The sequence below is a fragment of the Streptomyces sp. NPDC052301 genome (genome assembly GCF_044593395.1).
GTDB lineage: Bacteria > Actinomycetota > Actinomycetes > Streptomycetales > Streptomycetaceae > Streptomyces.
This window is the reverse complement of the sequence record NZ_JBIUBE010000007.1, coordinates 118117-144489: the sequence shown is the minus strand read 5'-3', so window position 1 is coordinate 144489 and position 26373 is coordinate 118117. Positions and strand designations below refer to the sequence as shown.

General features: G+C 71.0%; 23 protein-coding genes. 21 read left to right on the top strand and 2 right to left on the bottom strand.

From position 1 onward, the window contains the following. Nucleotides 1-22 precede the first annotated feature (22 nt). Together ACIHEJ_RS21140 and rpsD are read left to right on the top strand one after the other, a co-directional pair. Nucleotides 23-1378, top strand: a complete 1356-nt coding sequence (locus ACIHEJ_RS21140) for a replication-associated recombination protein A (RefSeq protein ID WP_400137861.1) — start codon at nucleotides 23-25, stop codon at nucleotides 1376-1378. A gap of 306 nt (nucleotides 1379-1684) precedes the next feature. Further along, nucleotides 1685-2299: a 30S ribosomal protein S4 gene (gene rpsD, locus ACIHEJ_RS21135; protein WP_018570215.1), complete on the top strand. Its 615-nt coding sequence runs from the start codon at nucleotides 1685-1687 to the stop codon at nucleotides 2297-2299. A gap of 21 nt (nucleotides 2300-2320) precedes the next feature. Here the strand turns inward: rpsD and ACIHEJ_RS21130 are convergent, their stop codons facing one another. Then, nucleotides 2321-4471 carry an ATP-binding protein gene (locus tag ACIHEJ_RS21130; RefSeq protein ID WP_400137857.1) on the bottom strand — a complete coding sequence of 717 codons (2151 nt, stop codon included), beginning with the start codon at nucleotides 4469-4471 and terminating at the stop codon, nucleotides 2321-2323. A 156-nt stretch (nucleotides 4472-4627) separates the two neighbouring features. Between ACIHEJ_RS21130 and ACIHEJ_RS21125 the strand changes: the two genes are divergently transcribed. The 13 genes from ACIHEJ_RS21125 (at nucleotide 4628) to nusB (ending at nucleotide 17497) form a co-directional block, all read left to right on the top strand. Continuing rightward, the gene (locus ACIHEJ_RS21125; protein WP_400137854.1) at nucleotides 4628-5062 is read left to right on the top strand and encodes a DUF948 domain-containing protein; all 435 of its coding nucleotides are present in this window, start codon (nucleotides 4628-4630) and stop codon (nucleotides 5060-5062) included. Between the two features lie 16 nt (nucleotides 5063-5078). Continuing rightward, nucleotides 5079-5435 carry a hypothetical protein gene (locus tag ACIHEJ_RS21120; protein WP_400137851.1) on the top strand — a complete coding sequence of 119 codons (357 nt, stop codon included), beginning with the start codon at nucleotides 5079-5081 and terminating at the stop codon, nucleotides 5433-5435. Next, complete coding sequence (gene alaS, locus ACIHEJ_RS21115) at nucleotides 5435-8107, top strand: alanine--tRNA ligase (protein WP_400137848.1); 2673 nt, start codon at nucleotides 5435-5437, stop codon at nucleotides 8105-8107. The genes ACIHEJ_RS21120 and alaS overlap by 1 nt, the downstream gene beginning before the upstream one ends. A 37-nt stretch (nucleotides 8108-8144) precedes the next feature. Further along, entirely contained in the window at nucleotides 8145-8609 is a 465-nt protein-coding gene (gene ruvX, locus ACIHEJ_RS21110; protein WP_400137846.1) for a Holliday junction resolvase RuvX, read from the top strand. A 122-nt stretch (nucleotides 8610-8731) separates the two neighbouring features. Further along, nucleotides 8732-10432, top strand: a complete 1701-nt coding sequence (gene mltG, locus ACIHEJ_RS21105) for an endolytic transglycosylase MltG (protein WP_400137843.1) — start codon at nucleotides 8732-8734, stop codon at nucleotides 10430-10432. After that, entirely contained in the window at nucleotides 10413-11252 is an 840-nt protein-coding gene (locus ACIHEJ_RS21100; protein WP_400137841.1) for a shikimate dehydrogenase, read from the top strand. The genes mltG and ACIHEJ_RS21100 overlap by 20 nt, the downstream gene beginning before the upstream one ends. Nucleotides 11253-11428: 176 nt before the next feature. Beyond that, complete coding sequence (gene aroC, locus ACIHEJ_RS21095) at nucleotides 11429-12613, top strand: chorismate synthase (RefSeq protein WP_400137838.1); 1185 nt, start codon at nucleotides 11429-11431, stop codon at nucleotides 12611-12613. Next, nucleotides 12610-13128: a shikimate kinase gene (locus ACIHEJ_RS21090; RefSeq protein ID WP_400137836.1), complete on the top strand. Its 519-nt coding sequence runs from the start codon at nucleotides 12610-12612 to the stop codon at nucleotides 13126-13128. The genes aroC and ACIHEJ_RS21090 overlap by 4 nt, the downstream gene beginning before the upstream one ends. Next, entirely contained in the window at nucleotides 13125-14216 is a 1092-nt protein-coding gene (aroB, locus tag ACIHEJ_RS21085) for a 3-dehydroquinate synthase (RefSeq protein WP_400137834.1), read from the top strand. The genes ACIHEJ_RS21090 and aroB overlap by 4 nt, the downstream gene beginning before the upstream one ends. Before the next feature lie 168 nt (nucleotides 14217-14384). Continuing rightward, nucleotides 14385-15254: a Pro-rich N-terminal domain-containing protein gene (locus tag ACIHEJ_RS21080; protein WP_400137831.1), complete on the top strand. Its 870-nt coding sequence runs from the start codon at nucleotides 14385-14387 to the stop codon at nucleotides 15252-15254. 76 nt (nucleotides 15255-15330) lie between these two features. After that, nucleotides 15331-16437 carry an aminopeptidase P family protein gene (locus tag ACIHEJ_RS21075; RefSeq protein WP_400137828.1) on the top strand — a complete coding sequence of 369 codons (1107 nt, stop codon included), beginning with the start codon at nucleotides 15331-15333 and terminating at the stop codon, nucleotides 16435-16437. Between the two features lie 56 nt (nucleotides 16438-16493). After that, nucleotides 16494-17060 carry an elongation factor P gene (gene efp, locus ACIHEJ_RS21070; RefSeq protein WP_366011915.1) on the top strand — a complete coding sequence of 189 codons (567 nt, stop codon included), beginning with the start codon at nucleotides 16494-16496 and terminating at the stop codon, nucleotides 17058-17060. A gap of 2 nt (nucleotides 17061-17062) precedes the next feature. Further along, nucleotides 17063-17497 carry a transcription antitermination factor NusB gene (gene nusB / locus ACIHEJ_RS21065; protein ID WP_366011914.1) on the top strand — a complete coding sequence of 145 codons (435 nt, stop codon included), beginning with the start codon at nucleotides 17063-17065 and terminating at the stop codon, nucleotides 17495-17497. Between the two features lie 155 nt (nucleotides 17498-17652). Here the strand turns inward: nusB and bldD are convergent, their stop codons facing one another. Next, nucleotides 17653-18156 (bottom strand): transcriptional regulator BldD, encoded by a 504-nt coding sequence (gene bldD, locus ACIHEJ_RS21060; RefSeq protein WP_019984640.1) that lies wholly within the window; start codon nucleotides 18154-18156, stop codon nucleotides 17653-17655. A gap of 252 nt (nucleotides 18157-18408) precedes the next feature. On the opposite strand from bldD, the gene pyrR reads away from it, so the two are divergent. The 6 genes from pyrR (at nucleotide 18409) to carB (ending at nucleotide 26344) form a co-directional block, all read left to right on the top strand. Continuing rightward, on the top strand, nucleotides 18409-18987 hold the full coding sequence (pyrR, locus tag ACIHEJ_RS21055; RefSeq protein WP_400137823.1) for a bifunctional pyr operon transcriptional regulator/uracil phosphoribosyltransferase PyrR: 579 nt from the start codon (nucleotides 18409-18411) through the stop codon (nucleotides 18985-18987). A gap of 90 nt (nucleotides 18988-19077) precedes the next feature. Beyond that, nucleotides 19078-20055 (top strand): aspartate carbamoyltransferase catalytic subunit, encoded by a 978-nt coding sequence (locus ACIHEJ_RS21050; RefSeq protein WP_400137820.1) that lies wholly within the window; start codon nucleotides 19078-19080, stop codon nucleotides 20053-20055. Nucleotides 20056-20060: 5 nt separating this feature from the next. Continuing rightward, nucleotides 20061-21347 carry a dihydroorotase gene (locus ACIHEJ_RS21045; protein ID WP_400137817.1) on the top strand — a complete coding sequence of 429 codons (1287 nt, stop codon included), beginning with the start codon at nucleotides 20061-20063 and terminating at the stop codon, nucleotides 21345-21347. Then, entirely contained in the window at nucleotides 21344-21904 is a 561-nt protein-coding gene (locus tag ACIHEJ_RS21040; RefSeq protein ID WP_400137814.1) for a hypothetical protein, read from the top strand. Before ACIHEJ_RS21045 ends, ACIHEJ_RS21040 begins: the two co-directional genes overlap by 4 nt. Further along, nucleotides 21901-23043, top strand: a complete 1143-nt coding sequence (carA, locus tag ACIHEJ_RS21035; protein ID WP_400137811.1) for a glutamine-hydrolyzing carbamoyl-phosphate synthase small subunit — start codon at nucleotides 21901-21903, stop codon at nucleotides 23041-23043. The genes ACIHEJ_RS21040 and carA overlap by 4 nt, the downstream gene beginning before the upstream one ends. Beyond that, nucleotides 23036-26344 carry a carbamoyl-phosphate synthase large subunit gene (carB, locus tag ACIHEJ_RS21030; RefSeq protein ID WP_400137808.1) on the top strand — a complete coding sequence of 1103 codons (3309 nt, stop codon included), beginning with the start codon at nucleotides 23036-23038 and terminating at the stop codon, nucleotides 26342-26344. The genes carA and carB overlap by 8 nt, the downstream gene beginning before the upstream one ends. Nucleotides 26345-26373 lie beyond the last annotated feature (29 nt).

The following is a 26373-nucleotide window of genomic DNA, read 5'->3' as shown; positions in this document are numbered from 1 at the left end:
TGCGGTGATTTAGGGTTTCAGCGTGGAACCCGACCTGTTCACCGCCGCAGCAGAGGAACGCCAGGAGAAGGACCCGGCAGCGAGTCCCCTGGCGGTCCGGATGCGCCCGCGCACCCTCGACGAGGTGGTGGGCCAGCAGCATCTGCTGAAGCCCGGCTCCCCGCTGCGCCGGCTGGTCGGCGAGGGCTCCGCGGGCCCCGCCGGGCCGTCCTCGGTGATCCTCTGGGGCCCGCCCGGCACCGGCAAGACCACCCTGGCGTACGTGGTCTCCAAGGCGACGAACAAGCGGTTCGTGGAGCTGTCCGCGATCACCGCGGGCGTCAAGGAGGTCCGCGCGGTCATCGACGGCGCCCGCCGCGCCACCGGCGGTTTCGGCAAGGAGACCGTCCTCTTCCTGGACGAGATCCACCGCTTCAGCAAGGCCCAGCAGGACTCCCTGCTCCCCGCCGTCGAGAACCGCTGGGTCACCCTGATCGCGGCCACCACGGAGAACCCGTACTTCTCGGTGATCTCCCCGCTGCTCTCCCGCTCCCTCCTGCTCACCCTCGAACCGCTCACCGGTGACGACATCCGGGGCCTGCTGAAGCGGGCGCTCACCGACGAGCGCGGCCTGAAGGACGCCGTCACGCTCCCCGAGGACACCGAGGAGCACCTGCTGCGGATCGCCGGCGGCGACGCCCGCCGCGCCCTCACCGCCCTCGAGGCCGCCGCCGGAGCCGCACTGGACAAGGGCGAGAGCGCGATCGCCCTGGAGACCCTGGAGCAGACCGTCGACCGGGCGGCGGTGAAGTACGACCGCGACGGCGACCAGCACTACGACGTCGCCAGCGCCCTCATCAAGTCCATCCGCGGCTCCGACGTCGACGCCGCCCTGCACTACCTGGCCCGCATGATCGAGGCCGGCGAGGACCCGCGCTTCATCGCCCGCCGCCTGATGATCTCCGCCAGCGAGGACATCGGGCTGGCCGACCCGGGCGCCCTCCCCATCGCGGTCGCAGCCGCCCAGGCCGTCGCCATGATCGGCTTCCCCGAGGCGGCCCTCACCCTCAGCCACGCCACCATCGCCCTGGCCCTCGCCCCCAAGTCCAACTCGGCCACGACCGCGATCGGGGCCGCGCGGGAGGACGTGCGCAAGGGCCTGGCAGGGCCGGTCCCGCCCCATCTGCGCGACGGCCACTACCAGGGCGCGGCCGCACTCGGCCACGCCCAGGGGTACGTGTACCCGCACGACCTGCCCGAGGGCATCGCCCAGCAGCAGTACGCCCCGGACGCCCTGAAGGACCGCGAGTACTACACGCCGGGCCGGCACGGCGCCGAGGCCCGCTACGCCGACGCGGTCGAGTGGACCAGGAAGCACCTCGGTCGCAAGCGCTCCTGAGCACCCTGTAGACTGCCCCGAAGTGCTGAGTCCCGTGCTGTCAGAGCGGGACAGCCAGCCGGAGACCCGGTCCTCGCGGACCGGCTCCAGGAGCGTCGCGCACCGTCGAACGGTGTCGCGGGCAGCCCACCACCACCCGGAGTTCCGGGAGCGGTCGGTGGGCCACTCGCGTGCTGCACGTATGTGCCCAGACCAGGGAAGCGGCTGCCCGGCAGGTCCCCTGCGGACCCGGCGGGTTTTCCCGGCTGCGGATGCGACCTCCCTTCAACACTGACGAGCCGAACACTACGAAAGAGATCAGAGACAGTGGCGAACCAGTCCCGCCCCAAGGTCAAGAAGTCGCGTGCCCTCGGCATCGCGCTGACCCCGAAGGCCGTCAAGTACTTCGAGGCCCGCCCCTACCCGCCGGGTGAGCACGGCCGTGGCCGCAAGCAGAACTCGGACTACAAGGTCCGTCTGCTGGAGAAGCAGCGTCTGCGCGCGCAGTACGACGTGTCCGAGCGCCAGCTCGTCCGCGCCTACGAGCGTGCCTCCAAGGTGCAGGGCAAGACCGGTGAGGCCCTGATCATCGAGCTCGAGCGCCGTCTCGACGCGCTGGTCCTGCGTTCGGGCATCGCCCGCACGATCTACCAGGCCCGCCAGATGGTCGTCCACGGCCACATCCAGGTCAACGGCCAGAAGGTCGACAAGCCGTCCTTCCGCGTCCGCCCGGACGACGTCGTGCAGGTCCGCGACCGCTCCAAGGAGAAGACGCTCTTCACGATCGCCCGCGAGGGTGGCTTCGCCCCCGAGGGTGAGACCCCGCGCTACCTGCAGGTGAACCTCAAGGCCCTGGCGTTCCGCCTGGACCGTGAGCCGAACCGCAAGGAGATCCCGGTGATCTGCGACGAGCAGCTCGTCGTCGAGTACTACGCCCGCTGATCCCAGCCCCGGCGTAAGCTCTCAGCCCGCCGTCTCCCCGCCCTTCCGGGTGGGCGAGACGGCGGGTTCGCGCTTTCCGGGCCGGGCGGCCCCGCCCGGCGCACGGGGCGTGGGCAGCGCCGAGAGCGTGCGTACGCCGTTGCCGAGGGCCCGGGCCACCGCCGCCTCCCGGTCCAGCCGTGCTCCCTTCCGCACGCACTCCTCGTACCGCCCGTCGCCCAGTGCCTCCCGCGCCGTGGCCTCGCACAGCTCGTGCGGCGCGTTGTAGTACGCCGAGCCGAACAGCGGCAGCCCCACCGACGGCCACAGCCGGCCCGCCGCGCCCTGCAGCAGCGCCGCCTCGGCCGGGTCGCCCTGGGCGGCCGTCACCAGCGCCAGCAGCTCGATCGACAGCACCGTGCCGAGCAGGTCGCTGAAGGCGTGCGCGTTGTCGAGGCAGTCCGCGAGCAGCTCCCGCGCCCCCGCCGGGTTCCCGGCCCCCCAGGCCGCGTACGCCAGTACGTACAGTGCGTACGACCGGGCCCAGCGCTCCCCGTGGTCCTCGCACACCTGTCGCACGTCCTCGCACAGCCGCACCGCCTCCGGCAGGTCCCCCTGGAACGCCCGCGTCATCGCCAGCTCGACCTGCCCCATCAGCACATTGCTGTTGAGCTCGCCGATCTCCCCGTACCGGTCCAGCGCCGATCGCAGCAGCGTTTCTGCACGGGCCATGTCATCGGTGACCAGGGCCAGACAGCCGGTGCGGTGCTCCGCGTACGCCACCGCCGTCGCATCCCCGGCCCGCTCCGCCTGGTCCCGGCACTCCCGCAGTGCCGCCAGCGCCGGCACGGCGTCGCCCTGCAGGAGCGCCACATAGCCGAGCACCCACAGCGCCTTCAGCCGCGACTGCTCGTACCCAGACTCCAGCTCCACGCTGCGTTCCAGCCAGCGCCGCCCCTCCGCCAGCCGCCCGCAGCCCACCCAGAAGAACCACAGCGAGCCCGCCAGGTACTGGCCGAAATGGGCCTCGTCCGGCTCCGTCAGGGAGAACTCCAGCGCGTCGCGCAGATTGGGCAGCTCGGCCTCCACGCGCCGGGCCACCTCGCGCTGCCGGGGGGAGAACCAGTCCAGCTCGCACAGGGTGGCCAGGCCCAGGTACCAGTCCCGGTGCCGCCGGTGCAGCCGGTCCGCGTCCCCGGTCGCCTCCAGCCAGTCCGCGCCGTAGGCCCGGACGGTGTCCAGCATCCGGTAGCGGGGCCCCGTCGCGGACTCCTCGCGGGAGACGACGGACTGGGCGAGCAGCTCCGACAGCACGTCCAGCACGTCCTCGGCGGGCAGCCCGTCCCCGCTGCACACGTATTCGGCCGCCTCCAGGTCGAAGGTCTGCGCGAACACCGACAGGCGCGACCACAGCAGCCGCTCGGCGGGAGTGCACAGCTCGTGGCTCCAGCCGATGGCCGTGCGCAGCGTCCGGTGCCGGGGCAGGGCGTCCCGGCCGCCACCGGTCAGCAGCCGGAACCGGTCGTCCAGCCGGTGCGACAGCTGGGCGGGGGACAGGGCCCGCAGCCGTCCGGCCGCCAGCTCCACCGCCAGCGGGATCCCCTCCAGCCGGCCGCACAGCTTCCGCACCTCCGGGCCGTCGGCCACCTCCAGCCCCTGCTCCCGGGCCCGGTCGGTGAACAGCTCCACCGCCTCCTCCTCGCCGAGCGGCGCCAGCGGGAAGAGCCGCTCGCCCGCGAGCCCCAGCGGACGCCGGCCCACCGCCAGCACCCGCAGCTCCGGCAGCTTGCGCAGCAGCTCCGCGGTCAGCTCGGCGCAGGCCTCCACCAGGTGCTCGAACCCGTCCAGCACCAGCAGCACCGGGCGGCCGGCGAGATGCTCCAAAAGCATCTCGCGGGGCACGCGGGTGGTGTGGTCGGTCAGTCCGAGCGCCTCCATGACCGCGTACTCCACGAAGTGCGGATCGCGCACCGGCGCCAGCTCCACCCGCCCGGACCCGGCACCCCACCCCGCGGCGACCCGCCCGGCCAGCCGGGACTTGCCGACCCCGCCGACCCCGGTCACGGTCACCAGCCGGGCGCGGCCGAGCGCCGCCGCCAGCCCGGCCAGTTCGACCGAGCGCCCGACGAACGTGGTCAGTTCCAGGGGCGGATCGCCGTCGCGGAAGGGGTCTGGGCGCTGAGGACCTCGCATGGGACACGGAGCGTACTGAAGCGTGTTCAATCCGTACAATCGCTTCCCGCGACTCCACCGCTGACGCCCGGTAATCCGGTACGGAGCCTCCGTCCCGGCGCGATAGGCTCGGTGCACGACTTTTTCGACGTTCTTCAGGCACGTTTCAGGGAGCGGGTGCGCACAGTGTCCGGTGGAGAGGTGGCCGGGATCCTGGTGGCCGTCTTCTGGGCGATCCTGGTCTCCTTCCTCGCCGTCGCCCTGGTGAGGCTGGCCCAGACGCTCAAGGCGACCACCAAACTCGTGGCGGACGTGACCGACCAGGCCGTCCCGCTGCTCGCCGACGCCTCGCAGGCGGTGCGCTCCGCGCAGACCCAGATCGACCGGGTCGACGCGATCGCCTCCGACGTCCAGGAGGTCACGTCGAACGCCTCGGCGCTGTCGACCACCGTCGCCTCCACCTTCGGCGGCCCCCTGGTCAAGGTCGCGGCCTTCGGTTACGGCGTCCGCCGGGCGCTCGGCGGCCGCAAGGAGGACGTGCCTGCCAAGTCGCCCCGGCGTACCGTGATCGTGGGCCGCGCGGTCCCCGCCGCACGACGCAAGCGGAAGTAAGGACTGAGACCGAGCGATGTTCCGCCGTACGTTCTGGTTCAGCACCGGCGTCGCCGCCGGTGTGTGGGCCACCACCAAGGTCAACCGCAAGCTCAGGCAGCTGACCCCGGAGAGCCTCGCCGTGACCGCGGCCAACAAGGCCCTGGAGACCGGTCAGCGCCTGAAGGACCGCGCGGTGGGCTTCGCGCTCGACGTCCGCGACAACATGGCCCAGCGGGAGGCCGAGCTGGGGGAGGCCCTCGGCATCCACGAGGACCCGGAACTCCCCGCACCCCGGCGGTACGCCGTCATCGAGAACAACCGCAGCAATCCGCAGTACATCGAAGCCCCGATGTCTACGAAGCACCCGTACAACCGGAATGAGGACCACTGATGGAGTCGGCCGAGATTCGCCGCCGCTGGCTGAGCTTCTTCGAGGAGCGCGGGCACACCGTCGTCCCTTCGGCGTCGCTCATCGCGGACGACCCGACTCTGCTCCTCGTCCCCGCCGGCATGGTTCCCTTCAAGCCCTACTTCCTCGGTGAGGTCAAGCCGCCCTTCCCGCGCGCCACCAGCGTGCAGAAGTGTGTGCGCACGCCCGACATCGAAGAGGTCGGCAAGACCACCCGTCACGGCACGTTCTTCCAGATGTGCGGCAACTTCTCCTTCGGCGACTACTTCAAGGAAGGCGCCATCAAGCACGCCTGGGAGCTGCTCACCAGCCCCCAGGACAAGGGTGGTTACGGCCTGGAGCCGGAGAAGCTCTGGATCACCGTCTACAAGGACGACGACGAGGCCGAGCGCATCTGGCACGAGGTCGTCGGTGTGCCGAAGGAGCGCATCCAGCGCCTCGGCATGAAGGACAACTACTGGTCCATGGGCGTACCCGGCCCGTGCGGCCCCTGCTCCGAGATCAACTACGACCGCGGCCCCGAGTTCGGCGTCGAGGGCGGCCCCGCCGTCAACGACGAGCGGTACGTGGAGATCTGGAACCTCGTCTTCATGCAGTACGAGCGCGGCGAGGGCATCGGCAAGGACAACTTCGAGATCCTCGGCGAGCTGCCGAGCAAGAACATCGACACGGGCCTCGGCCTGGAGCGCCTCGCCATGATTCTGCAGGGCGTGCAGAACATGTACGAGATCGACACCTCCATGGCCGTCATCAACAAGGCCACCGAGCTGACCGGCGTGGCCTACGGCGACGCCCACGACTCGGACGTCTCCCTGCGCGTGGTCACCGACCACATGCGCACCTCCGTGATGCTCATCGGCGACGGCGTCACCCCCGGCAACGAGGGCCGCGGCTACGTCCTGCGCCGCATCATGCGCCGCGCCATCCGCAACATGCGCCTGCTCGGCGCCACCGGTCCGGTCGTCAAGGACCTGATCGACACCGTGATCGGCATGATGGGCCAGCAGTACCCCGAGCTGATCACCGACCGCGAGCGCATCGAGAAGGTCGCCCTCGCCGAGGAGAACGCCTTCCTCAAGACGCTGAAGGCCGGCACCAACATCCTCGACACCGCCGTCACCGAGACCAAGCAGTCCGGCGGCACCGTCCTCCCCGGCGACAAGGCGTTCCTGCTCCACGACACCTGGGGCTTCCCGATCGACCTCACCCTCGAGATGGCCGCCGAGCAGGGGCTGGCCGTGGACGAGGAGGGCTTCCGCCGCCTGATGAAGGAGCAGCGGGAGCGCGCCAAGGCCGACGCCCAGGCCAAGAAGACCGGCCACGCCGGCGCCGGTGCCTACCGGGAGATCGCCGACAAGGTCGGCGAGACCGACTTCATCGGCTACAGCGACACCGAGGGCGAGTCGACGATCGTCGGCATCCTCGTCGACGGCACCTCCTCCCCGGCCGCCACCGAGGGCGACGAGGTCGAGATCGTGCTCGACCGCACCCCGTTCTACGCCGAGGGCGGCGGTCAGATCGGCGACACCGGCCGGATCAAGGTCGACTCCGGTGCCGTCATCGAGATCCGCGACTGCCAGAAGCCGGTCCCGGGCGTGTACGTCCACAAGGGCGTCGTCCAGGTCGGCGAAGTGACGGTCGGGGCCAAGGCCCACGCCTCGATCGACTCCCGTCGCCGTCACGCCATCGCCCGCGCCCACTCGGCCACGCACCTGACCCACCAGGCGCTGCGCGACGCCCTCGGCCCGACGGCCGCCCAGGCCGGCTCCGAGAACCAGCCCGGCCGCTTCCGCTTCGACTTCGGCTCCCCGTCCGCCGTACCGACGGCCGTGATGACGGACGTCGAACAGAAGATCAACGAGGTGCTCGCCCGCGACCTCGACGTGCACGCCGAGGTCATGGGCATCGACGAGGCCAAGAAGCAGGGCGCCATCGCCGAGTTCGGCGAGAAGTACGGTGAGCGGGTCCGCGTCGTGACCATCGGCGACTTCTCCAAGGAGCTGTGCGGCGGCACGCACGTGCACAACACCGCCCAGCTGGGCCTGGTGAAGCTGCTCGGCGAGTCCTCCATCGGCTCGGGTGTCCGCCGTATCGAGGCCCTCGTCGGCATGGACGCCTACAACTTCCTCGCCCGCGAGCACACGGTCGTCAACCAGCTGACCGAGCTGCTCAAGGGCCGTTCCGAGGAGCTGCCGGAGAAGGTCTCCGCCATGCTCGGCAAGCTGAAGGACGCCGAGAAGGAGATCGAGAAGTTCCGCGCCGAGAAGGTGCTGCAGGCCGCCGCCGGACTCGCCGAGTCCGCCAAGGACGTCCGCGGTGTCGCCCTGGTGACCGGCCAGGTCCCGGACGGCACCACCCCGGACGACCTGCGCAAGCTGGTCCTCGACGTGCGTGGCCGCATCCAGGGCGGCCGGGCCGCCGTGGTCGCCCTGTTCACGGTCAACAACGGCAAGCCGCTCACGGTCATCGCCACCAACGAGGCCGCCCGCGAGCGTGGCCTGAAGGCCGGTGACCTGGTCCGTACCGCCGCCAAGACCCTCGGCGGCGGCGGTGGCGGCAAGCCGGACGTCGCCCAGGGCGGCGGCCAGAACCCGGCCGCCGTCGGCGAGGCCGTCGACGCCGTCGAGCGTCTCGTCGCCGACACGGCCAAGTGACGGCGAAACCGACGGCAAAGTAAGGAAACGGTCGGAAATGCGCAGAGGACGTCGGTTGGCGATCGACGTCGGGGATGCCCGGATCGGAGTCGCCTCATGCGACCCCGACGGGATCCTCGCCACCCCGGTGGAGACGGTCCCGGGCCGGGACCTCCCCGCCGCCCACCGCCGGTTGCGCCAACTGGTGGAGGAGTACGAACCGATCGAGGTCGTCGTCGGCCTCCCTCGCTCCCTCAAGGGGGGCGAGGGGCCGGCCGCGGTCAAGGTCCGCGCCTTCGCCCAGGAGCTGGCCAGGGGCATCGAGCCGGTGCCGGTCCGCCTCGTCGACGAGCGGATGACGACCGTGACGGCCAGTCAGGGACTGCGCGCCTCGGGTGTGAAGTCCAAGAAGGGCCGGGCGGTCATCGACCAGGCCGCGGCCGTCATCATCCTGCAGCAGGCCCTGGAATCCGAACGGGTGTCAGGCAAAGCACCCGGCGAGGGCGTCGAAGTGGTCATCTGATCGCGATACGGTAACGTTCCGCGCGATGCGCCGGTGTTCGAACAGCCGGGGCACAGCAAGAGGCGGAACGGAAGCCGGCCCACCGGCCGCGTGACCGTCGGCCTCGCGGCTCTAGGGGATCGATGACTGAGTATGGCCGGGGCCCAGGCTCCGAACCGTGGCATCCGCAGGACCCGTTGTACGGGGACGGCGGATGGGAAGGGCAGCAGGCACACGCCGGTCATCAGCCTGCCTACGGCGGCCAGCAGCAGCATTACCCGCAGCAGCCGCAGCAGCCGCAGTACGGCGGCTGGAGCCAGGAGCAGCAGCCCGGGTACGGCGGGCAGCCGCACCAGTACTACGACGAACAGGGCCATCCCCAGTACGACCAGAGTTACGCCGGTCAGACCCAGCAGCAGTACCCCCAGCAGGGAGGCTGGGACGCGACCGGCACCCACGGCCATGTGCCGTACGCCGCCGACCCCGGCGACCCGTACGGCCAGCAGCCCGCGGCCTACGGCGGTCAGCAGCCCGACTTCTACGGCACCGAGGACGCCTACCCGCCACCGGTACCGCCCGGCCGCAGGCGCCCCGAGGCGGAGCCGGCGCCCGAGCCGGAGGCCGCGCCCGGGGAGGAGGCCGCGCCCGAGGAGGAGGAGCACGCCTTCTTCGCCGGGGGCGGCGAGGACGACGACGAGGAACACGAGCGGCAGAGCCGGCGCGACCGGCGCGGCGGCGGCAAGAAGCCCGTCAAGAAGGGCAAGAAGAAGCGCACCGGCTGCGCCTGCATGGTCGTGGTCCTGGTGTTCGGCGGCGGTCTCGGCGGAGTCGGCTACTTCGGCTGGAAGTTCTACCAAAATCGTTTCGCCCCGGCTCCGGACTTCGCGGGCGAGGGCGCCAGTGCGACGGTGACCGTCGAGATCCCCAAGGGCGCGGGCGGCTACGACATCGGCCGGAAGCTGAAGGAAGCCGGTGTCGTCAAGTCCGTCGACGCCTTCGTGCACGCGCAGGCGCAGAATCCCGAAGGCGACCGCATCCAGGCCGGTGCCTACCTCCTGCACAAGGAGATGTCCGCCGCCAGCGCCGTGAAGCTGATGCTGGACCCGCGGAGCCAGAACAACATCGTCGTGACTCCGGGCGAGCGAAACTCCGGCGTCTACGAGGCGATCGACAAGAAGCTCGAACTCTCCACCGGCACCACACGCAAGACCGCCCAGAAGGAGTACCGCAGCCTCGGCGTGCCCACCTGGGTGCAGAGCACCGGCCAGGTCAAGGACCCGCTGGAGGGCTTCCTCTTCCCGGGCACCTACCCTGCCGCCAAGGGCATGAAGCCGGACGCGATCCTGAAGCAGATGGTCGCCCAGGCCAAGCAGCGGTACGCCGCCTACGGCCTCACCGCCAAGGCGAAGGCGCTGGGTCTGAACAACGCGTTCCAGCTCGTCACGGTCGCGAGCCTGGTCCAGGCCGAGGGCAAGACCCACGAGGACTTCCGCAAGATGGCGGAGGTGGTCTACAACCGCCTCAAGCCCACCAACACCGAGACGAACCAGCTGCTGCAGTTCGACTCGACGTACAACTACCTCAAGGGCACGAGCAACATCCACATCTCCGAGAAGGAGATCAACAGCAACAGCAACCCGTACAACACGTACACCCACAAGGGACTACCGCCCGGCCCGATCGGCAACCCCGGCGAGGACGCGATCAAGGCGGCACTGAATCCGACCCACGACGGCTGGATCTATTTCGTGGCGACCGACGGTACGACCAATACCGAATTCGCCAAGACGTACGAAGAATTCAAGCAGCTCAAGGACAAGTTCAATGCCACCTCGGGCAACTGACGCCCGCCGGGCCGCCGTGCTCGGTAAGCCCATCGCCCACTCCCTCTCCCCGGTGCTGCACCGGGCCGCGTACGACGAGCTCGGGCTCACCGACTGGTCGTACGAGCGCTTCGAGACGGACGAGGCCGGGCTGCCCGGTTTCTTCGAGCGGCTCGGGCCGGGGTGGGCGGGGCTGTCGCTGACCATGCCGCTCAAGCGGGCCGTCATCCCGCTGCTGGACGAGGTCAGTGAGACGGCTGCCTCCGTCGACGCGGTCAACACCGTCGTGTTCACGGAGGACGGCCGCCGGGTCGGCGACAACACCGACATCCCGGGCATGGTGGCCGCCCTGCGCGAGCACGGCATCGAACAGGTCGACTCGGCCGCCGTCCTCGGCGCCGGTGCCACCGCCTCCTCCGCGCTCGCCGCGCTGGCCCGGATCTGCACCGGTGAGGTCGTCGCCTACGTGCGCAGCGAGGCCCGCGCCGCCGAGATGCGGCACTGGGGCGAGCGGCTCGGCGTCGAGGTCCGTACGGCCGACTGGGCGGAGGCGGCCGACGCCCTGCGCGCCCCGCTGGTGATCGCCACGACCCCCGCCGGTACCACCGACGCCCTCGCCGCCGCCGTGCCCGAACGCCCGGCCACCCTCTTCGACGTGCTGTACGACCCCTGGCCCACCGAGCTGGCGGCCCGCTGGTCCATGTTCGGCGGCGCCGTCGTCAGCGGCCTGGACCTGCTCGTCCACCAGGCCGTCCTCCAGGTCGAGCAGATGACCGGCCGCTCCCCGGCCCCGCTGGAGGCCATGCGCCACGCCGGCGAGAAGGCGCTGGCCATCCGCTGAGCCACCGCCTTTCCTCCGCCCCTCCGTCCCGCTTGCTGGACCGGCGGCCGGACACGGCTGCGGACGTGGGAGGATCGGAGGTGGCGTACCGGGGTCGCGCACCCGGCCGCGCCGTCGCCGTACGCGAGCACGCGCGTACGCAGGGCAGTACCGGGCGCGAGCACTGAGGAGCACCGTTGAGCAGGCTGCGTTGGCTGACCGCGGGGGAGTCCCACGGTCCCGCACTTGTCGCGACGCTGGAGGGGCTTCCCGCCGGCGTGCCGATCACCACGGAGATGGTGGCGGACCACCTCGCGCGGCGGCGGCTCGGGTACGGCCGCGGTGCGCGCATGAAGTTCGAGCGTGACGAGGTCACCTTCCTGGGTGGTGTGCGGCACGGTCTGACGCTGGGTTCGCCGGTGGCGGTCATGGTGGGCAACACCGAGTGGCCCAAGTGGGAGCAGGTCATGGCCGCCGACCCGGTCGACCGCGAGATCCTCGACGGTCTCGCCCGGAACGCGCCGCTGACCCGCCCGCGCCCCGGTCACGCCGACCTCGCCGGCATGCAGAAGTACGGCTTCGACGAGGCCCGCCCGATCCTGGAGCGCGCCTCCGCCCGGGAGACCGCCGCCCGGGTGGCGCTCGGCGCGGTCGCCCGCTCCTACCTCAAGGAGACGGCCGGCATCGAGATCGTCTCGCACGTCGTGGAGCTGTGCTCGGTGAAGGCTCCGCAGGGCGTCTACCCGACCCCGGCCGACGTCGAGAGGCTGGACGCCGACCCGCTGCGCTGCCTGGACGCGGACGCCTCGAAGGCGATGGTCGCGGAGGTCGACCAGGCCCACAAGGACGGCGACACGCTGGGCGGTGTGGTCGAGGTCCTCGCCTACGGCGTCCCGGTCGGCCTGGGCTCGCACGTGCACTGGGACCGCAAGCTCGACGCCCGTCTCGCGGGTGCCCTGATGGGCATCCAGGCGATCAAGGGCGTCGAGATCGGCGACGGCTTCGAGCTGGCCCGGGTGCCGGGTTCGAAGGCCCACGACGAGATCGTCAACACGCCCGAGGGCATCCGGCGCGTCTCCGGCCGCGCCGGCGGCACCGAGGGCGGCCTGAGCACCGGTGAGCTGCTGCGCGTGCGGGCCGCGATGAAGCCGATCGCGACCGTGCCCCGTGCCCTGAGGACCGTCGACGTCACCACCGGCGAGGAGGCCCAGGCCCACCACCAGCGCTCGGACGTCTCCGCGGTGCCGGCCGCCGGCATCGTCGCCGAGGCCATGGTGGCGCTCGTCCTCGCCGACGCGGTCGCCGAGAAGTTCGGCGGGGACTCCGTCGCGGAGACCCGCCGGAACGTGCGGTCCTACCTCGACAACCTGCGGATCCGGTGAGCGCGGTGCCTGCGGTCGTCCTGGTCGGCCCGATGGGGGTGGGCAAGTCCACCGTCGGCCGGCTGCTCGCCGAACGGCTCGGGCTCGGCTACCGGGACACCGACGACGACATCGTCGCCGCCGAGGGCCGCACCATCGCCGACATCTTCGTGGACGAGGGCGAGCCGGTCTTCCGGGCGATCGAGAAGCGGGCGGTGCACGCCGCCCTGGCCTCGCACGAGGGCGTCCTCGCGCTCGGCGGCGGGGCCGTCCTCGACGCGGACACGCGCGCGCTGCTGGCGGCGCACCGGGTGGTCTACCTCTCCATGGACGTGGAGGAGGCGGTCAGGCGGACCGGTCTGAACGCGGCCCGGCCACTGCTCGCGGTCAACCCGCGCAAGCAGTGGCGGGAGCTGATGGAGGCCCGCCGGCACCTGTACGAGGAGGTCGCCACGGCCGTCGTACCGACGGACGGCCGCACCCCCGAAGAGGTCACCCAAGCAGCCCTGGACGCTTTGGAGTTGAAGGAAGCATGAGCGAGGCAGTCACCCGGATCCAGGTCGCCGGCACCGCGGGCACCGACCCGTACGAGGTGCTGGTCGGCCGGCAACTCCTGGGCGAACTGGCCGGGTTGATCGGGCAGAAGGCCAAGCGGGTCGCGGTGATCCACCCCGAGGCGCTGGCCGAGACCGGGGACGCGCTCCGCGCCGACCTGGCCGAGCAGGGCTACGAGGCCGTCGCGATCCAGGTGCCGAACGCCGAGGAGGCCAAGACCGTCGAGGTCGCCGCCTACTGCTGGAAGGCGCTCGGCCAGTCCGGCTTCACCCGCACCGACGTCATCGTGGGCGTCGGCGGCGGTGCGACGACCGACCTCGCCGGTTTCGTCGCCGCGACCTGGCTGCGCGGGGTCCGCTGGATCGCCATCCCGACCACCGTGCTGGCCATGGTGGACGCGGCGGTCGGCGGCAAGACCGGCATCAACACCGCCGAGGGCAAGAACCTGGTCGGCGCCTTCCACCCGCCGGCCGGCGTCCTGTGCGACCTGGCCGCGCTGGACTCCCTCCCGGTGAACGACTACGTCTCCGGGCTCGCCGAGGTCATCAAGGCCGGCTTCATCGCCGACCCGGTGATCCTCGACCTGATCGAGTCCGACCCCGAGGCCGCCCGGACGCCCGCGGGGCCCCACACGGCCGAGCTGATCGAGCGCTCCATCCGGGTGAAGGCGGAGGTCGTGTCGAGCGACCTGAAGGAGTCGGGTCTCAGGGAGATCCTCAACTACGGCCACACCCTCGGCCACGCCATCGAGAAGAACGAGCGCTACAAGTGGCGGCACGGTGCCGCGGTCGCGGTCGGCATGCACTTCGCCGCCGAACTCGGCCGCCTCGCCGGGCGCTTGGACGACGCGACGGCGGACAGGCACCGTACGGTCCTCGAGTCCGTCGGTCTTCCGCTGCACTACCGCTACGACCAGTGGCCCAAGCTGCTGGAGACGATGAAGGTCGACAAGAAGTCCCGCGGTGACCTGCTGCGCTTCATCGTCCTGGACGGCCTCGCCAAGCCGACCGTCCTGGAGGGCCCCGACCCGGCGGTGCTGCTCGCCGCCTACGGAGAAGTGGGCCAGTAGGCACCGTACGTCCGTTTCGTCGCGTCCGATTCCCTTTGCGTACCGGGCACTTCGGACCGCCCCCGGCCGTTGCACCAAAGGACGGCCGGGGACGGTACCGTTCGGTAGGGAGCGGGGCTCGCCCCCGCTGCCAGCACGAATTGCCTGTACGAGACGGAGTGGCAACGGATGCAGCACGCAGTGGGGTCTCCGCTGCCGCCGCCCCAACAACCGGGGCAGGGGCCGCACGCCGGCTGGGCGTCGGCCGCCCACCACCCGGGCCCGCACCCGGGAACCTCCCAGGGTCCCGCCCCCGTGCCCCCACCGCCACCGGCGCCTGGCTTCCCGGCCCCGTCCGGCCCCGTGCCGGCGGCCCCTCCGCACCCCGTGGCCGGCCCGCCGGCTGCCCCTGACGCCACCGGTCATGTGCCCCTGCCTCCCGGCGGCCCGGTCGGCGTGCCCGCGGCGGCCCCCGCCCCGGCGGCGGTGCCCGACCCGACGGCCACCACGCTGGCCGTCCTGCTGATCGGTCCCGCCGGGGCGGGCAAGACCAGCGTCGCCAAGTACTGGGCGGACCACCGCCGGGTGCCCACCGCCCACATCAGCCTCGACGACGTCCGCGAATGGGTGCGCTCGGGCTTCGCCGACCCCCAGTCCGGCTGGAACGACAACTCGGAGGCGCAGTACCGCCTGGCCCGCCGCACCTGCGGCTTCGCCGCCCGCAACTTTCTGGCGAACGGCATCAGCTGCATCCTGGACGACGCCGTCTTCCCGGACCGCCCCGTCGTCGGCCTGGGCGGCTGGAAGCGGCACGTCGGCCCCGGCCTGCTCCCGGTCGTCCTCCTCCCGGGCCTGGACATCGTCCTGGAGCGCAACGCCGAGCGCAGCGGCAACCGCCGCCTCACCGACGAGGAGGTGGCCCGCATCCACGGCCGCATGGCGGGCTGGTACGGCTCGGGCCTCCCGATCATCGACAACTCCCAGCTGGACGTCCCGGCCACGGCACGGGTCCTGGACGAGGTCCTGGCCAGAGCGATAGCGAGTCCGCCGAGCTGGTGAGCGGGGGGTGGCCGCTCCCACCCCACTCGGCCCCTGTCGAACGGCACAATCCGCACAAAACTCCTACGCTCATCTCATGTCAGAGGTGTACGCGAACCGCCGATCCCGGCTGAGGGACCACTTCACCGCGGCCGGCACCGCGGCAGCCCTCGTCACCCGCCCCGCCAACGTGCGCTACCTCGCGGCAGCGGCCCCGCAGGGCTCCGTGCTGCTGCTCGGCAGACGCGAGGATCTCCTCGTCTGCACGGGTCCGCCCGAGGACCGCCCTTACGAAGGCCGCCCGGACGAGAGCCTGCGGCTGCACATCCTGCCCGTCCCCGGCGGTGATGCGGCGGTCGTGGCAGCCGGCCTCGCCGCGGGCCAGGGCGCCGACAGCCTCGCCGTGGAGGAGCACCACCTCACGGTCAGCCGGCACCGGGCCCTCGCCTCGGTCGCCCCCGTCCTCCGCCTCACCGACCTCGGTGGCGCCGTGGAACAGCTCAGGGTGGTCAAGGACGAGGAGGAGATCTCCTGCCTCCGCATCGGCGCCGAGATCGCCGACCAGGCCCTCGGTGAGCTGCTGGAGTCCATCCTGGTCGGCCGCACCGAGCGGCATCTCGCGCTGGAGCTGGAGCGCCGCCTGGTCGACCACGGCGCCGACGGTCCGGCCTTCCCCACCTCCGTGGCCACCGGCCCGCACTCCGGCCGACGCGGCCACCGTCCCACCGACCGGCGCGTGGAGGAGGGCGACTTCCTCTCCGTGTGCCTGGGCGCCACCTACCGCGGCTACCGCTGCGAGATCGGCCGTACCTTCGTCATCGGCACCTCGCCCGCCGACTGGCAGATCCAGCTCTACGACCTGGTCTTCGCCGCCCAGCGCGCCGGTCGCGAGGCTCTCGCGCCGGGTGCCGCCTACCGCGACGTGGACCGGGCGGCACGCCAGGTGCTGGACTCCGCCGGCTATGCGGAAGCACTGCCACCGCTCACCGGACACGGCGTCGGCCTCGAAATCGACGAGGACCCGCAGCTGGCGCCCGCGGCCATGGGTAAACTGGACGCTTGCGTGCCGGTCACCGTCGAACCGGGGGTCCACCTCCCGGGCCGGGGCGGTGTCCGGATCGATGACACGCTCGTCGTACGCCCCGAGGCGGACGGCGGACCCGAGCTACTCACCATCACGACCAAGGAGCTGCTCGCGCTCTAGCCTCGCGCTGTGCGCGTGATCCGGGGTCGTACGTCAGTCCAGGAGATTCCGCAACCGTGGCTTCCACGAACGACCTCAAGAACGGCCTGGTGCTCAAGCTCGAAGGCGGCCAGCTCTGGTCCGTCGTCGAGTTCCAGCACGTCAAGCCCGGCAAGGGCCCGGCCTTCGTGCGCACCAAGCTCAAGAACGTGCTGTCCGGCAAGGTGGTCGACAAGACCTTCAACGCCGGCGTCAAGGTCGAGACCGCCACTGTCGACAAGCGCGACATGCAGTTCTCGTACATGGACGGCGACTACTTCGTCTTCATGGACATGGAGACCTACGACCAGCTGATGGTCGACCGCAAGGCCGTCGGCGACGCCGCCAACTTCCTGATCGAGGGCTTCACCGCCACCGTCGCCCAGCACGAGGGCGAGGTGCTCTTCATCGAGCTGCCCGCCGCCGTCGAGCTGGTCGTGCAGGAGACCGAGCCCGGCGTCCAGGGCGACCGCTCCACCGGTGGCACCAAGCCCGCCACCCTGGAGACCGGCCACCAGATCCAGGTCCCGCTCTTCATCACCACCGGCGAGAAGATCAAGGTCGACACCCGCACCAGCGACTACCTCGGCCGGGTGAACAGCTAACCGTGGCTGCCCGCAACACGGCCCGCAAGCGCGCCTTCCAGATCCTCTTCGAGGGCGATCAGCGCGGCGCCGACGTCCTGACGGTCCTCGCCGACTGGATCCGGCTGTCCCGGTCCGACACCCGGCAGCCGCCGGTCAGCGAGTACACGATGCAGCTGGTCGAGGGCTACGCGGCACACGCGAAGCGCATCGACGAGCTGATCGCCCAGTACGCGGTCGGCTGGACGCTGGACCGGATGCCGGTCGTCGACCGCAACATCCTGCGGCTGGGCGCGTACGAGCTGATCTGGGTCGACGAGACCCCCGACGCCGTCGTCCTGGACGAGATGGTGCAGCTGGCGAAGGAGTTCTCGACGGACGAGTCGCCCTCGTTCGTGAACGGCCTGCTGGGCAGGCTGAAGGAGCTCAAGTCGTCCCTCCGCCGGGACGAGGCGTAGAGCCCCGTACGACACAACGCCGGAGGGCCCGCAGCACGCTCGTGCTGCGGGCCCTCCGGCGCTCTTCGGATGAGCGGGACAACGCCGCCGGGGCAGCCGGAACCGCAAAGTTCCGGCCACCCCGGCGGCACGTTTCTGCGCTGATGTCGAGCGGCTCAGGCCTCTTCGTGCGCGGCCACCGCGCGGCGCGCGTCCGCGTCCAGGACGCCCCAGCTGATCAGCTGCTCGGTGAGGACCGAGGGGGACTGGTCGTAGATGACGGCCAGTGTGCGCAGGTCGTCCTGGCGGATCGAGAGCACCTTGCCGTTGTAGTCACCGCGCTGGGACTGGATCGTGGCCGCGTAGCGCTGCAGCGGGCCCGCCTTCTCGGCCGGCACGGTGGCCAGCCGCTCCAGGTCCAGGACCAGCTTCGGCGGCGGCTCGGCGGCGCCACCCGGCGTGGTGCCCGGCAGGAGCTCCTGCACCGGGACGCCATAGAAATCGGCCAGCTCGGCGAGGCGCTGCACGGTCACCGCACGGTCGCCGCGCTCGTAGGAACCGACCACCACGGCCTTCCAGCGACCCTGGGACTTCTCCTCGACACCGTGGAGGGAAAGGCCCTGCTGGGTGCGGATGGCCCGGAGCTTGGCCCCGAGCTGTTTGGCGTATTCGCTGGACATATAGCTCCCCGGACACTGTGTCGACGCGGCCGGCTGTTTTCCCGCCGCGCGGCTGGTAACTCACTGTGAGGTTACGCAGCGTGACTCTCTTGCGTCAAGCCGAATGGTCCACACCGACTCTTCCGTGGCAGCGCCGGCCCGTTACGCCGAGGGGGTGATCGGGGGGCTGTCGAAGACCTGCTACGGTGGATGGCGCAAATCCGACGTCCTTTAAGGTCCGTCCCGTGAGGCGGAGAAGGGGGTCCGTTTCGTATGGACAAGCACGACTCGTCTGCTTCCGCGCAGGCGTCCGATGCCCGGCCCGTACTCGAAGGCCCTGACATCGCGCGGGTACTGACCCGCATCGCCCACGAGATCGTCGAACGCGCCAAGGGCGCCGACGACGTGGTGCTCCTCGGCATCCCCACCAGGGGCGTCTTCCTCGCCCAGCGGCTCGCCGCCAAGCTGGAGCAGATCACCGACCGCAAGGTCCCCGTCGGCTCGCTCGACATCACCATGTACCGCGACGACCTGCGCATGCATCCGCCGCGTGCGCTGGCCCGCACCGAGATCCCCGGTGACGGCATCGACGGCAAGCTGGTCGTCCTCGTCGACGACGTGCTCTTCTCCGGCCGCACCATCCGCGCCGCCCTCGACGCCCTGAACGACATCGGGCGCCCGCGCGCGGTGCAGCTCGCGGTCCTGGTCGACCGCGGCCACCGGGAGCTGCCGATCCGCGCCGACTACGTCGGCAAGAACCTCCCCACGTCGCTGCGCGAGACGGTCAAGGTCCAGCTCGCCGAGGAGGACGGTCGCGACACCGTGCTGCTCGGCGTGAAGGCCGGCCAGTAGCAACTCGGGCGCAGGGCTGCTTCGGCATGCCCGCACACGCGCCGGTTTGCCCCCCATCTCCTGAATGAACTGCCTTACGGAGCCTGACAGATGCAGCGTCATCTCATCTCGGCCGCCGACCTCACCCGCGACGACGCCGTCCTGATCCTCGACACCGCCGAGGAGATGGCCCGGGTCGCCGACCGGCCGATCAAGAAGTTGCCGACCCTGCGCGGCCGCACGATCGTCAACCTCTTCTTCGAGGACTCCACGCGCACGCGTATCTCCTTCGAGGCCGCCGAGAAGCGCCTGTCCGCCGACGTCATCAACTTCACCGCCAAGGGTTCGAGCGTCTCCAAGGGCGAGTCCCTCAAGGACACCGCGCAGACCCTGGAGGCCATGGGCGTCGACGCCGTGGTCATCCGGCACGGCGCCTCCGGAGCCCCGTACCGCCTGGCGAACTCCGGCTGGGTCGACGCCGCCGTCATCAACGCGGGTGACGGCACCCACCAGCACCCCACCCAGGCCCTGCTGGACGCCTTCACCATGCGCCGTCGGTTGATCGGCCGCGACACCGGCCTCGGCCAGGACCTGTCCGGCAGGCGCGTCACCGTCGTCGGCGACATCCTGCACAGCCGGGTCGCCCGCTCCAACGTCGACCTGCTGCACACCCTCGGCGCCGAGGTCACCCTGGTCGCCCCGCCCACCCTGCTCCCGGTCGGCATCGAGTCCTGGCCGTGCGCGGTGTCGTACGACCTCGACAGCACGCTGCCCAAGTGCGACGCGGTGATGATGCTGCGCGTCCAGCGCGAGCGGATGAACGCCGCCTTCTTCCCGACCGAGCGCGAGTACTCCCGCCGCTACGGCCTCGACGGCGACCGCATGGCCAAGCTGCCCGAGCACGCCATCGTGATGCACCCCGGCCCGATGGTCCGCGGCATGGAGATCACCGCCGAGGTCGCCGACTCCGACCGCTGCACCGCCGTCGAGCAGGTCGCCAACGGCGTCTCCATCCGGATGGCCGTGCTCTACCTGCTGCTCGGTGGCAACGAGCCCGCCGTCACCCACTCTCGTACCGAGGAGAAGTAAGACCCATGAGCAAGATCCTGATCCGTGGTGCGAAGGTGCTCGGCGGCGAGCCGCAGGACGTGCTGATCGACGGCGAGACCATCGCCGAGGTGGGGACCGGTCTCAGTGGCGAGGGCGCCGAGGTCGTGGAGGCCGCCGGCAAGGTGCTCCTCCCGGGCCTGGTCGACCTGCACACCCACCTGCGCGAGCCCGGCCGTGAGGACTCCGAGACGGTGCTGACCGGCACGCGCGCGGCCGCGAGCGGCGGCTACACCGCCGTGTTCGCCATGGCCAACACCTTCCCGGTCGCCGACACCGCCGGCGTCGTCGAGCAGGTCTGGCGGCTCGGCAGGGAGCACGGCTACTGCGACGTGCAGCCCATCGGTGCCGTCACCGTCGGCCTGGAAGGCAAGAAGCTCGCCGAGCTGGGCGCCATGCACGAGTCCGCCGCCGGCGTCACCGTCTTCTCCGACGACGGCAAGTGCGTCGACGACGCGGTGATCATGCGCCGCGCGCTGGAGTACGTGAAGGCCTTCGGCGGTGTCGTCGCCCAGCACGCGCAGGAGCCGCGCCTCACCGAGGGCGCCCAGATGAACGAGGGCGTCGTCTCCGCCGAACTGGGCCTGGGCGGCTGGCCGGCCGTCGCCGAGGAGTCGATCATCGCGCGGGACGTGCTGCTCGCCGAGCACGTCGGCTCCCGCGTCCACATCTGCCACCTGTCGACCGCCGGCTCCGTGGAGATCGTCCGCTGGGCCAAGGCCCGCGGCATCCAGGTGACCGCCGAGGTCACTCCGCACCACCTCCTCCTCACGGACGAGCTGGTGCGCACCTACAACCCCGTCTACAAGGTCAACCCGCCGCTGCGCACCGAGCGCGACGTGCACGCCCTGCGCCAGGCCCTGGCCGACGGCACGATCGACATCGTCGCCACCGACCACGCCCCGCACCCGCACGAGGACAAGGACTGCGAGTGGGCCGCCGCGGCCATGGGCATGGTGGGCCTGGAGACCGCGCTGTCGGTGGTCCAGGAGACCATGGTCGACACGGGCCTGCTGGACTGGGCCGGCGTCGCCGACCGCATGTCCGCCACGCCCGCGCAGATCGGACAGGCCACCGGGCACGGCCGTCCCGTCTCGGCTGGTGAGCCCGCCAACCTCACCCTCGTCGACACGGCATACCGTGGCCAGGTGGACCCCGCGGGCTTCGCCTCGCGCAGCCGCAACACCCCGTACCAGGGGCGCGAGCTGCCGGGCCGTGTGACGCACACGTGGCTGCGGGGCAAGGCCACGCTCGTCGACGGGAAGCTCACGTGACACCTGTAATCCTGCTGGCGGAGGCCAAGCGGTCGGCCGACGTCACCGACTGGCCGGCCCGCATCGGCTGGCTCGTCGGACTCCTGCTGTTCATCGCGCTCGTCTACTGGCTGATGCGCGAGGGCTGGAAGTGGCGCGGCACGCTGCAGAGCGATCTGCCCCCGCTGCCCAGCGCGCCGGACGAGACCGGGCCGGTGAAACTGAGCATGAGTGGCCGCTACCACGGCTCCACCACCGCCGGACAGTGGCTGGACCGCATCGTGGCCCACGGCCTGGGCACCCGCAGCCGGGTCGAGCTGACCCTGACGGAGCAGGGCCTGGAGGTCGAGCGCCCCGGAGCGACCGACTTCTTCGTCCCCACCGCCGCGCTGCGCGGGGCCCGGCTCGACAAGGGCATCGCCGGCAAGGTCCTGACCGAGGGCGGCCTGCTGGTGGTGACCTGGGCGCTCGGCGAGAAGCTGATCGACTCCGGCTTCCGCTCCGACCACGCGGCCGAGCACGCCGAGTGGGTCGACACCCTGAACCAGATGATCAACGACACGGAAGGCGCACGATGACGACCTCCACAAGGGGAGCTGCCAGGGTTCCCGCCGTACTCGTCCTGGAGGACGGCCGCATCTTCCGCGGTCGCGCCTACGGGGCCGTGGGGGAGACCTTCGGCGAGGCCGTGTTCTCCACCGGTATGACCGGCTACCAGGAAACCCTCACCGACCCGTCGTACGACCGCCAGATCGTCGTCGCCACCGCCCCGCAGATCGGCAACACGGGCTGGAACGACGAGGACGACGAGTCGGGGCGCATCTGGGTCTCCGGCTACGTCGTGCGCGACCCCGCGCGCGTGCCGTCCAACTGGCGGGCCAAACGCTCGCTGGACGACGAGCTGGAGCGCCAGGGCGTGGTCGGCATCTCCGGCATCGACACCCGGGCCCTCACCCGCCACCTGCGCGAGCGCGGCTCGATGCGCGCCGGCATCTTCTCCGGCGAGGGCGTGGCCCCCGAGGCCGAGCTGCTGCAGCGCGTACAGGCCCAGCCGCACATGAAGGGCGCGAGCCTGTACGAGGAGGTCGCGACCAAGGAGGCGTACGTCGTCCCCGCGGTCGGCGAGAAGCGCTTCACCGTCGCCGCCATCGACCTCGGCATCAAGGGCATGACCCCGCACCGCATGGCCGAGCGCGGCATCGAGGTGCACGTCCTGCCCGCCACCGCCACGGCCGACGACATCTACGCGGTCGACCCGGACGGAGTCTTCTTCTCCAACGGCCCCGGCGACCCGGCCACGGCCGAGGGCCCGGTCGCGCTGATGAGCGCAGTCCTGGAACGCAAGACCCCGCTGTTCGGCATCTGCTTCGGCAACCAGATCCTCGGCCGCGCCCTCGGCTTCGGCACCTACAAGCTGAAGTACGGCCACCGGGGCATCAACCAGCCGGTCCAGGACCGTACGACCGGCAAGGTCGAGGTCACCGCGCACAACCACGGCTTCGCCGTCGACGCGCCGCTCGACAAGGTCAGCGAGACGAAGTTCGGCCGCGCCGAGGTCTCGCACGTCTGCCTGAACGACAACGTCGTGGAGGGGCTGCAGCTGCTCGACCAGCCGGCCTTCTCCGTCCAGTACCACCCCGAAGCGGCAGCGGGCCCGCACGACGCCGCCTACCTGTTCGACCGCTTCGTTTCCCTGATGGAGGGCCAGCGTGCCTAAGCGCACCGATATCCAGTCCGTCCTGGTCATCGGCTCCGGCCCGATCGTCATCGGCCAGGCCGCCGAGTTCGACTACTCCGGCACCCAGGCGTGCCGGGTGCTCAAGGCCGAGGGCCTGCGCGTGGTCCTCGTCAACTCCAACCCGGCGACGATCATGACCGACCCGGAGATCGCCGACGCCACCTACGTGGAGCCGATCACCCCGGAGTTCGTCGAGAAGATCATCGCCAAGGAGCGCCCCGACGCCCTGCTGCCCACCCTGGGCGGCCAGACGGCGCTGAACACCGCCATCTCGCTGCACGAGAACGGTGTCCTGGAGAAGTACGGCGTCGAGCTGATCGGCGCCAAGCCCGAGGCGATCCACAAGGGCGAGGACCGCGACCTGTTCAAGGACGTCGTGGAGGAGGTCCGCAGGAAGATCGGGCACGGCGAGTCCGCCCGCTCGGTCATCTGCCACACCATGGACGACGTCCTCAAGGGCGTCGAGACCCTCGGCGGCTACCCGGTCGTCGTCCGCCCGTCCTTCACCATGGGCGGCGCCGGCTCCGGCTTCGCGCACGACGAGGAGGAGCTGCGCCGCATCGCCGGGCAGGGCCTCACGCTCTCCCCGACCACCGAGGTGCTCCTGGAGGAGTCCATCCTCGGCTGGAAGGAGTACGAGCTGGAGCTGATGCGCGACAAGCACGACAACGTCGTGGTCGTCTGCTCCATCGAGAACTTCGACCCCATGGGCGTGCACACCGGCGACTCGATCACCGTCGCGCCCGCGATGACGCTGACCGACCGCGAGTACCAGGTGCTGCGCGACGTCGGCATTGCGATCATCCGCGAGGTCGGCGTCGACACCGGTGGCTGCAACATCCAGTTCGCGGTGAACCCCGAGGACGGTCGCGTGATCGTCATCGAGATGAACCCGCGCGTGTCGCGCTCGTCCGCGCTGGCCTCGAAGGCGACGGGCTTCCCGATCGCCAAGATCGCCGCCAAGCTGGCCGTCGGCTACACCCTGGACGAGATCCCGAACGACATCACCCAGGAGACCCCGGCCTCCTTCGAGCCCACGCTCGACTACGTGGTCGTCAAGGCCCCGCGGTTCGCCTTCGAGAAGTTCCCGCAGGCCGACTCCACGCTGACCACCACCATGAAGTCGGTCGGCGAGGCCATGGCCATCGGCCGCAACTTCCCCGAGGCCTTCCAGAAGGCGCTGCGCTCGCTGGAGAAGAAGGGCAGCCAGTTCACCTTCGTCGGCGAGACGGGTGACAAGGAAGCACTGCTGCGCGAGGCCGTGCGCCCCACCGACGGCCGCATCAACACCGTCATGCAGGCCATCCGCGCGGGTGCCACGCCGGAGGAGATCTTCGAGTACACGAAGATCGACCCGTGGTTCGTCGACCAGCTCTTCCTGATCAAGGAGATCGCGGACGAGCTGGCCGAGGCGCCCGAGCTGACCGCCGACCTGCTCGCCGAGGCCAAGCGGCACGGCTTCTCCGACCAGCAGATCGGCGAGATCCGCGGCCTGCGCGAGGACGTCGTCCGCGAGGTCCGGCACGCGCTCGGCATCCGCCCGGTCTACAAGACGGTCGACACCTGCGCCGCCGAGTTCGCCGCGAAGACGCCGTACTTCTACTCCGCGTACGACGAGGAGTCCGAGGTCGCCACCCGCGAGAAGCCGGCCGTCATCATCCTGGGCTCCGGCCCGAACCGCATCGGCCAGGGCATCGAGTTCGACTACTCCTGCGTCCACGCCTCCTTCGCGCTGTCCGACGCCGGGTACGAGACCGTGATGGTCAACTGCAACCCGGAGACCGTCTCCACCGACTACGACACCTCCGACCGGCTGTACTTCGAGCCGCTCACGCTGGAGGACGTGCTGGAGATCGTCCACGCCGAGCAGCAGGCCGGACCGGTCGCGGGCGTGATCGTGCAGCTGGGCGGCCAGACCCCGCTCGGCCTGTCGCAGGCACTGAAGGACAACGGTGTGCCGATCGTCGGCACGTCCCCCGAGGCCATCCACGCCGCCGAGGACCGGGGTGCCTTCGGGCGGGTCCTCGCCGAGGCCGGCCTGCCCGCCCCGAAGCACGGCACGGCCACCACCTTCGCGGAGGCCAAGGCCATCGCGGACGAGATCGGCTACCCGGTCCTGGTCCGGCCGTCGTACGTCCTCGGCGGGCGCGGCATGGAGATCGTCTACGACGAGACCCGCCTCGCCGCCTACATCGCCGAGTCGACCGAGATCAGCCCGTCCCGGCCGGTCCTCGTCGACCGCTTCCTGGACGACGCCATCGAGATCGACGTCGACGCCCTCTACGACGGCGAGGAGCTGTACCTCGGCGGCGTGATGGAGCACATCGAGGAGGCCGGCATCCACTCCGGTGACTCGGCGTGCGCCCTGCCCCCGATCACCCTCGGCGGCTTCGACATCAAGCGCCTGCGCGCCTCCACCGAGGCCATCGCCAAGGGCGTCGGCGTGCGCGGCCTGATCAACATCCAGTTCGCGATGGCCGGCGACATCCTCTACGTCCTGGAGGCCAACCCGCGCGCCTCCCGTACGGTCCCCTTCACCTCGAAGGCCACCGCGGTGCCGCTCGCCAAGGCCGCCGCCCGGATCTCGCTGGGCGCGACCGTCGCGGAGCTGCGCGCGGAGGGTCTGCTTCCGGCGAACGGCGACGGCGGCGAGCTGCCGCTGGACGCGCCGATCTCCGTGAAGGAGGCCGTCATGCCGTGGTCGCGCTTCCGCGACATCCAGGGTCGCGGTGTGGACACCGTCCTCGGCCCGGAGATGCGCTCCACCGGCGAGGTCATGGGCATCGACTCCGTCTTCGGCACGGCCTACGCCAAGTCGCAGGCGGGCGCCTACGGCCCGCTGCCCACCAAGGGCCGCGCGTTCATCTCGGTCGCCAACCGCGACAAGCGCTCGATGATCTTCCCGGCGCGCGAGCTGGTCGCCCACGGCTTCGAGCTGCTCGCCACCTCCGGCACCGCCGAGGTCCTCAAGCGCAACGGCATCAACGCCACGATCGTCCGCAAGCAGTCCGAGGGCACCGGACCGAACGGCGAGAAGACCATCGTCCAGCTGATCCACGACGGCGAGGTCGACCTCATCGTCAACACCCCGTACGGCACCGGCGGCCGCCTCGACGGCTACGACATCCGCACGGCGGCGGTGGCCCGCTCGGTCCCGTGTCTGACGACGGTCCAGGCGCTCGCCGCCGCGGTCCAGGGCATCGACGCCCTGAACCATGGGGACGTGGGCGTCCGCTCGCTCCAGGAACACGCGGAACACCTGACCGCGGCCCGCGACTAGCAGCCCCGAGGGGGACATCGGAAACGGTG

Bases quoted from the DNA above. Each gene is read 5' to 3' on its own strand.
- ACIHEJ_RS21130 (WP_400137857.1), bottom strand. From the start codon at position 4,471: ATGCGAGGTCCTCAGCGCCCAGACCCCTTCCGCGACGGCGATCCGCCC.
- alaS (WP_400137848.1), top strand. From the start codon at position 5,435: ATGGAGTCGGCCGAGATTCGCCGCCGCTGGCTGAGCTTCTTCGAGGAG.
- ACIHEJ_RS21075 (WP_400137828.1), top strand. From the start codon at position 15,331: ATGTCAGAGGTGTACGCGAACCGCCGATCCCGGCTGAGGGACCACTTC.
- carA (WP_400137811.1), top strand. From the start codon at position 21,901: ATGACGACCTCCACAAGGGGAGCTGCCAGGGTTCCCGCCGTACTCGTC.
- aroB (WP_400137834.1), top strand. From the start codon at position 13,125: ATGAGCGAGGCAGTCACCCGGATCCAGGTCGCCGGCACCGCGGGCACC.
- ruvX (WP_400137846.1), top strand. From the start codon at position 8,145: ATGCGCAGAGGACGTCGGTTGGCGATCGACGTCGGGGATGCCCGGATC.
- bldD (WP_019984640.1), bottom strand. From the start codon at position 18,156: ATGTCCAGCGAATACGCCAAACAGCTCGGGGCCAAGCTCCGGGCCATC.
- mltG (WP_400137843.1), top strand. From the start codon at position 8,732: ATGACTGAGTATGGCCGGGGCCCAGGCTCCGAACCGTGGCATCCGCAG.
- pyrR (WP_400137823.1), top strand. From the start codon at position 18,409: ATGGACAAGCACGACTCGTCTGCTTCCGCGCAGGCGTCCGATGCCCGG.
- ACIHEJ_RS21080 (WP_400137831.1), top strand. From the start codon at position 14,385: ATGCAGCACGCAGTGGGGTCTCCGCTGCCGCCGCCCCAACAACCGGGG.
- ACIHEJ_RS21050 (WP_400137820.1), top strand. From the start codon at position 19,078: ATGCAGCGTCATCTCATCTCGGCCGCCGACCTCACCCGCGACGACGCC.
- ACIHEJ_RS21100 (WP_400137841.1), top strand. From the start codon at position 10,413: ATGCCACCTCGGGCAACTGACGCCCGCCGGGCCGCCGTGCTCGGTAAG.
- ACIHEJ_RS21045 (WP_400137817.1), top strand. From the start codon at position 20,061: ATGAGCAAGATCCTGATCCGTGGTGCGAAGGTGCTCGGCGGCGAGCCG.
- ACIHEJ_RS21120 (WP_400137851.1), top strand. From the start codon at position 5,079: ATGTTCCGCCGTACGTTCTGGTTCAGCACCGGCGTCGCCGCCGGTGTG.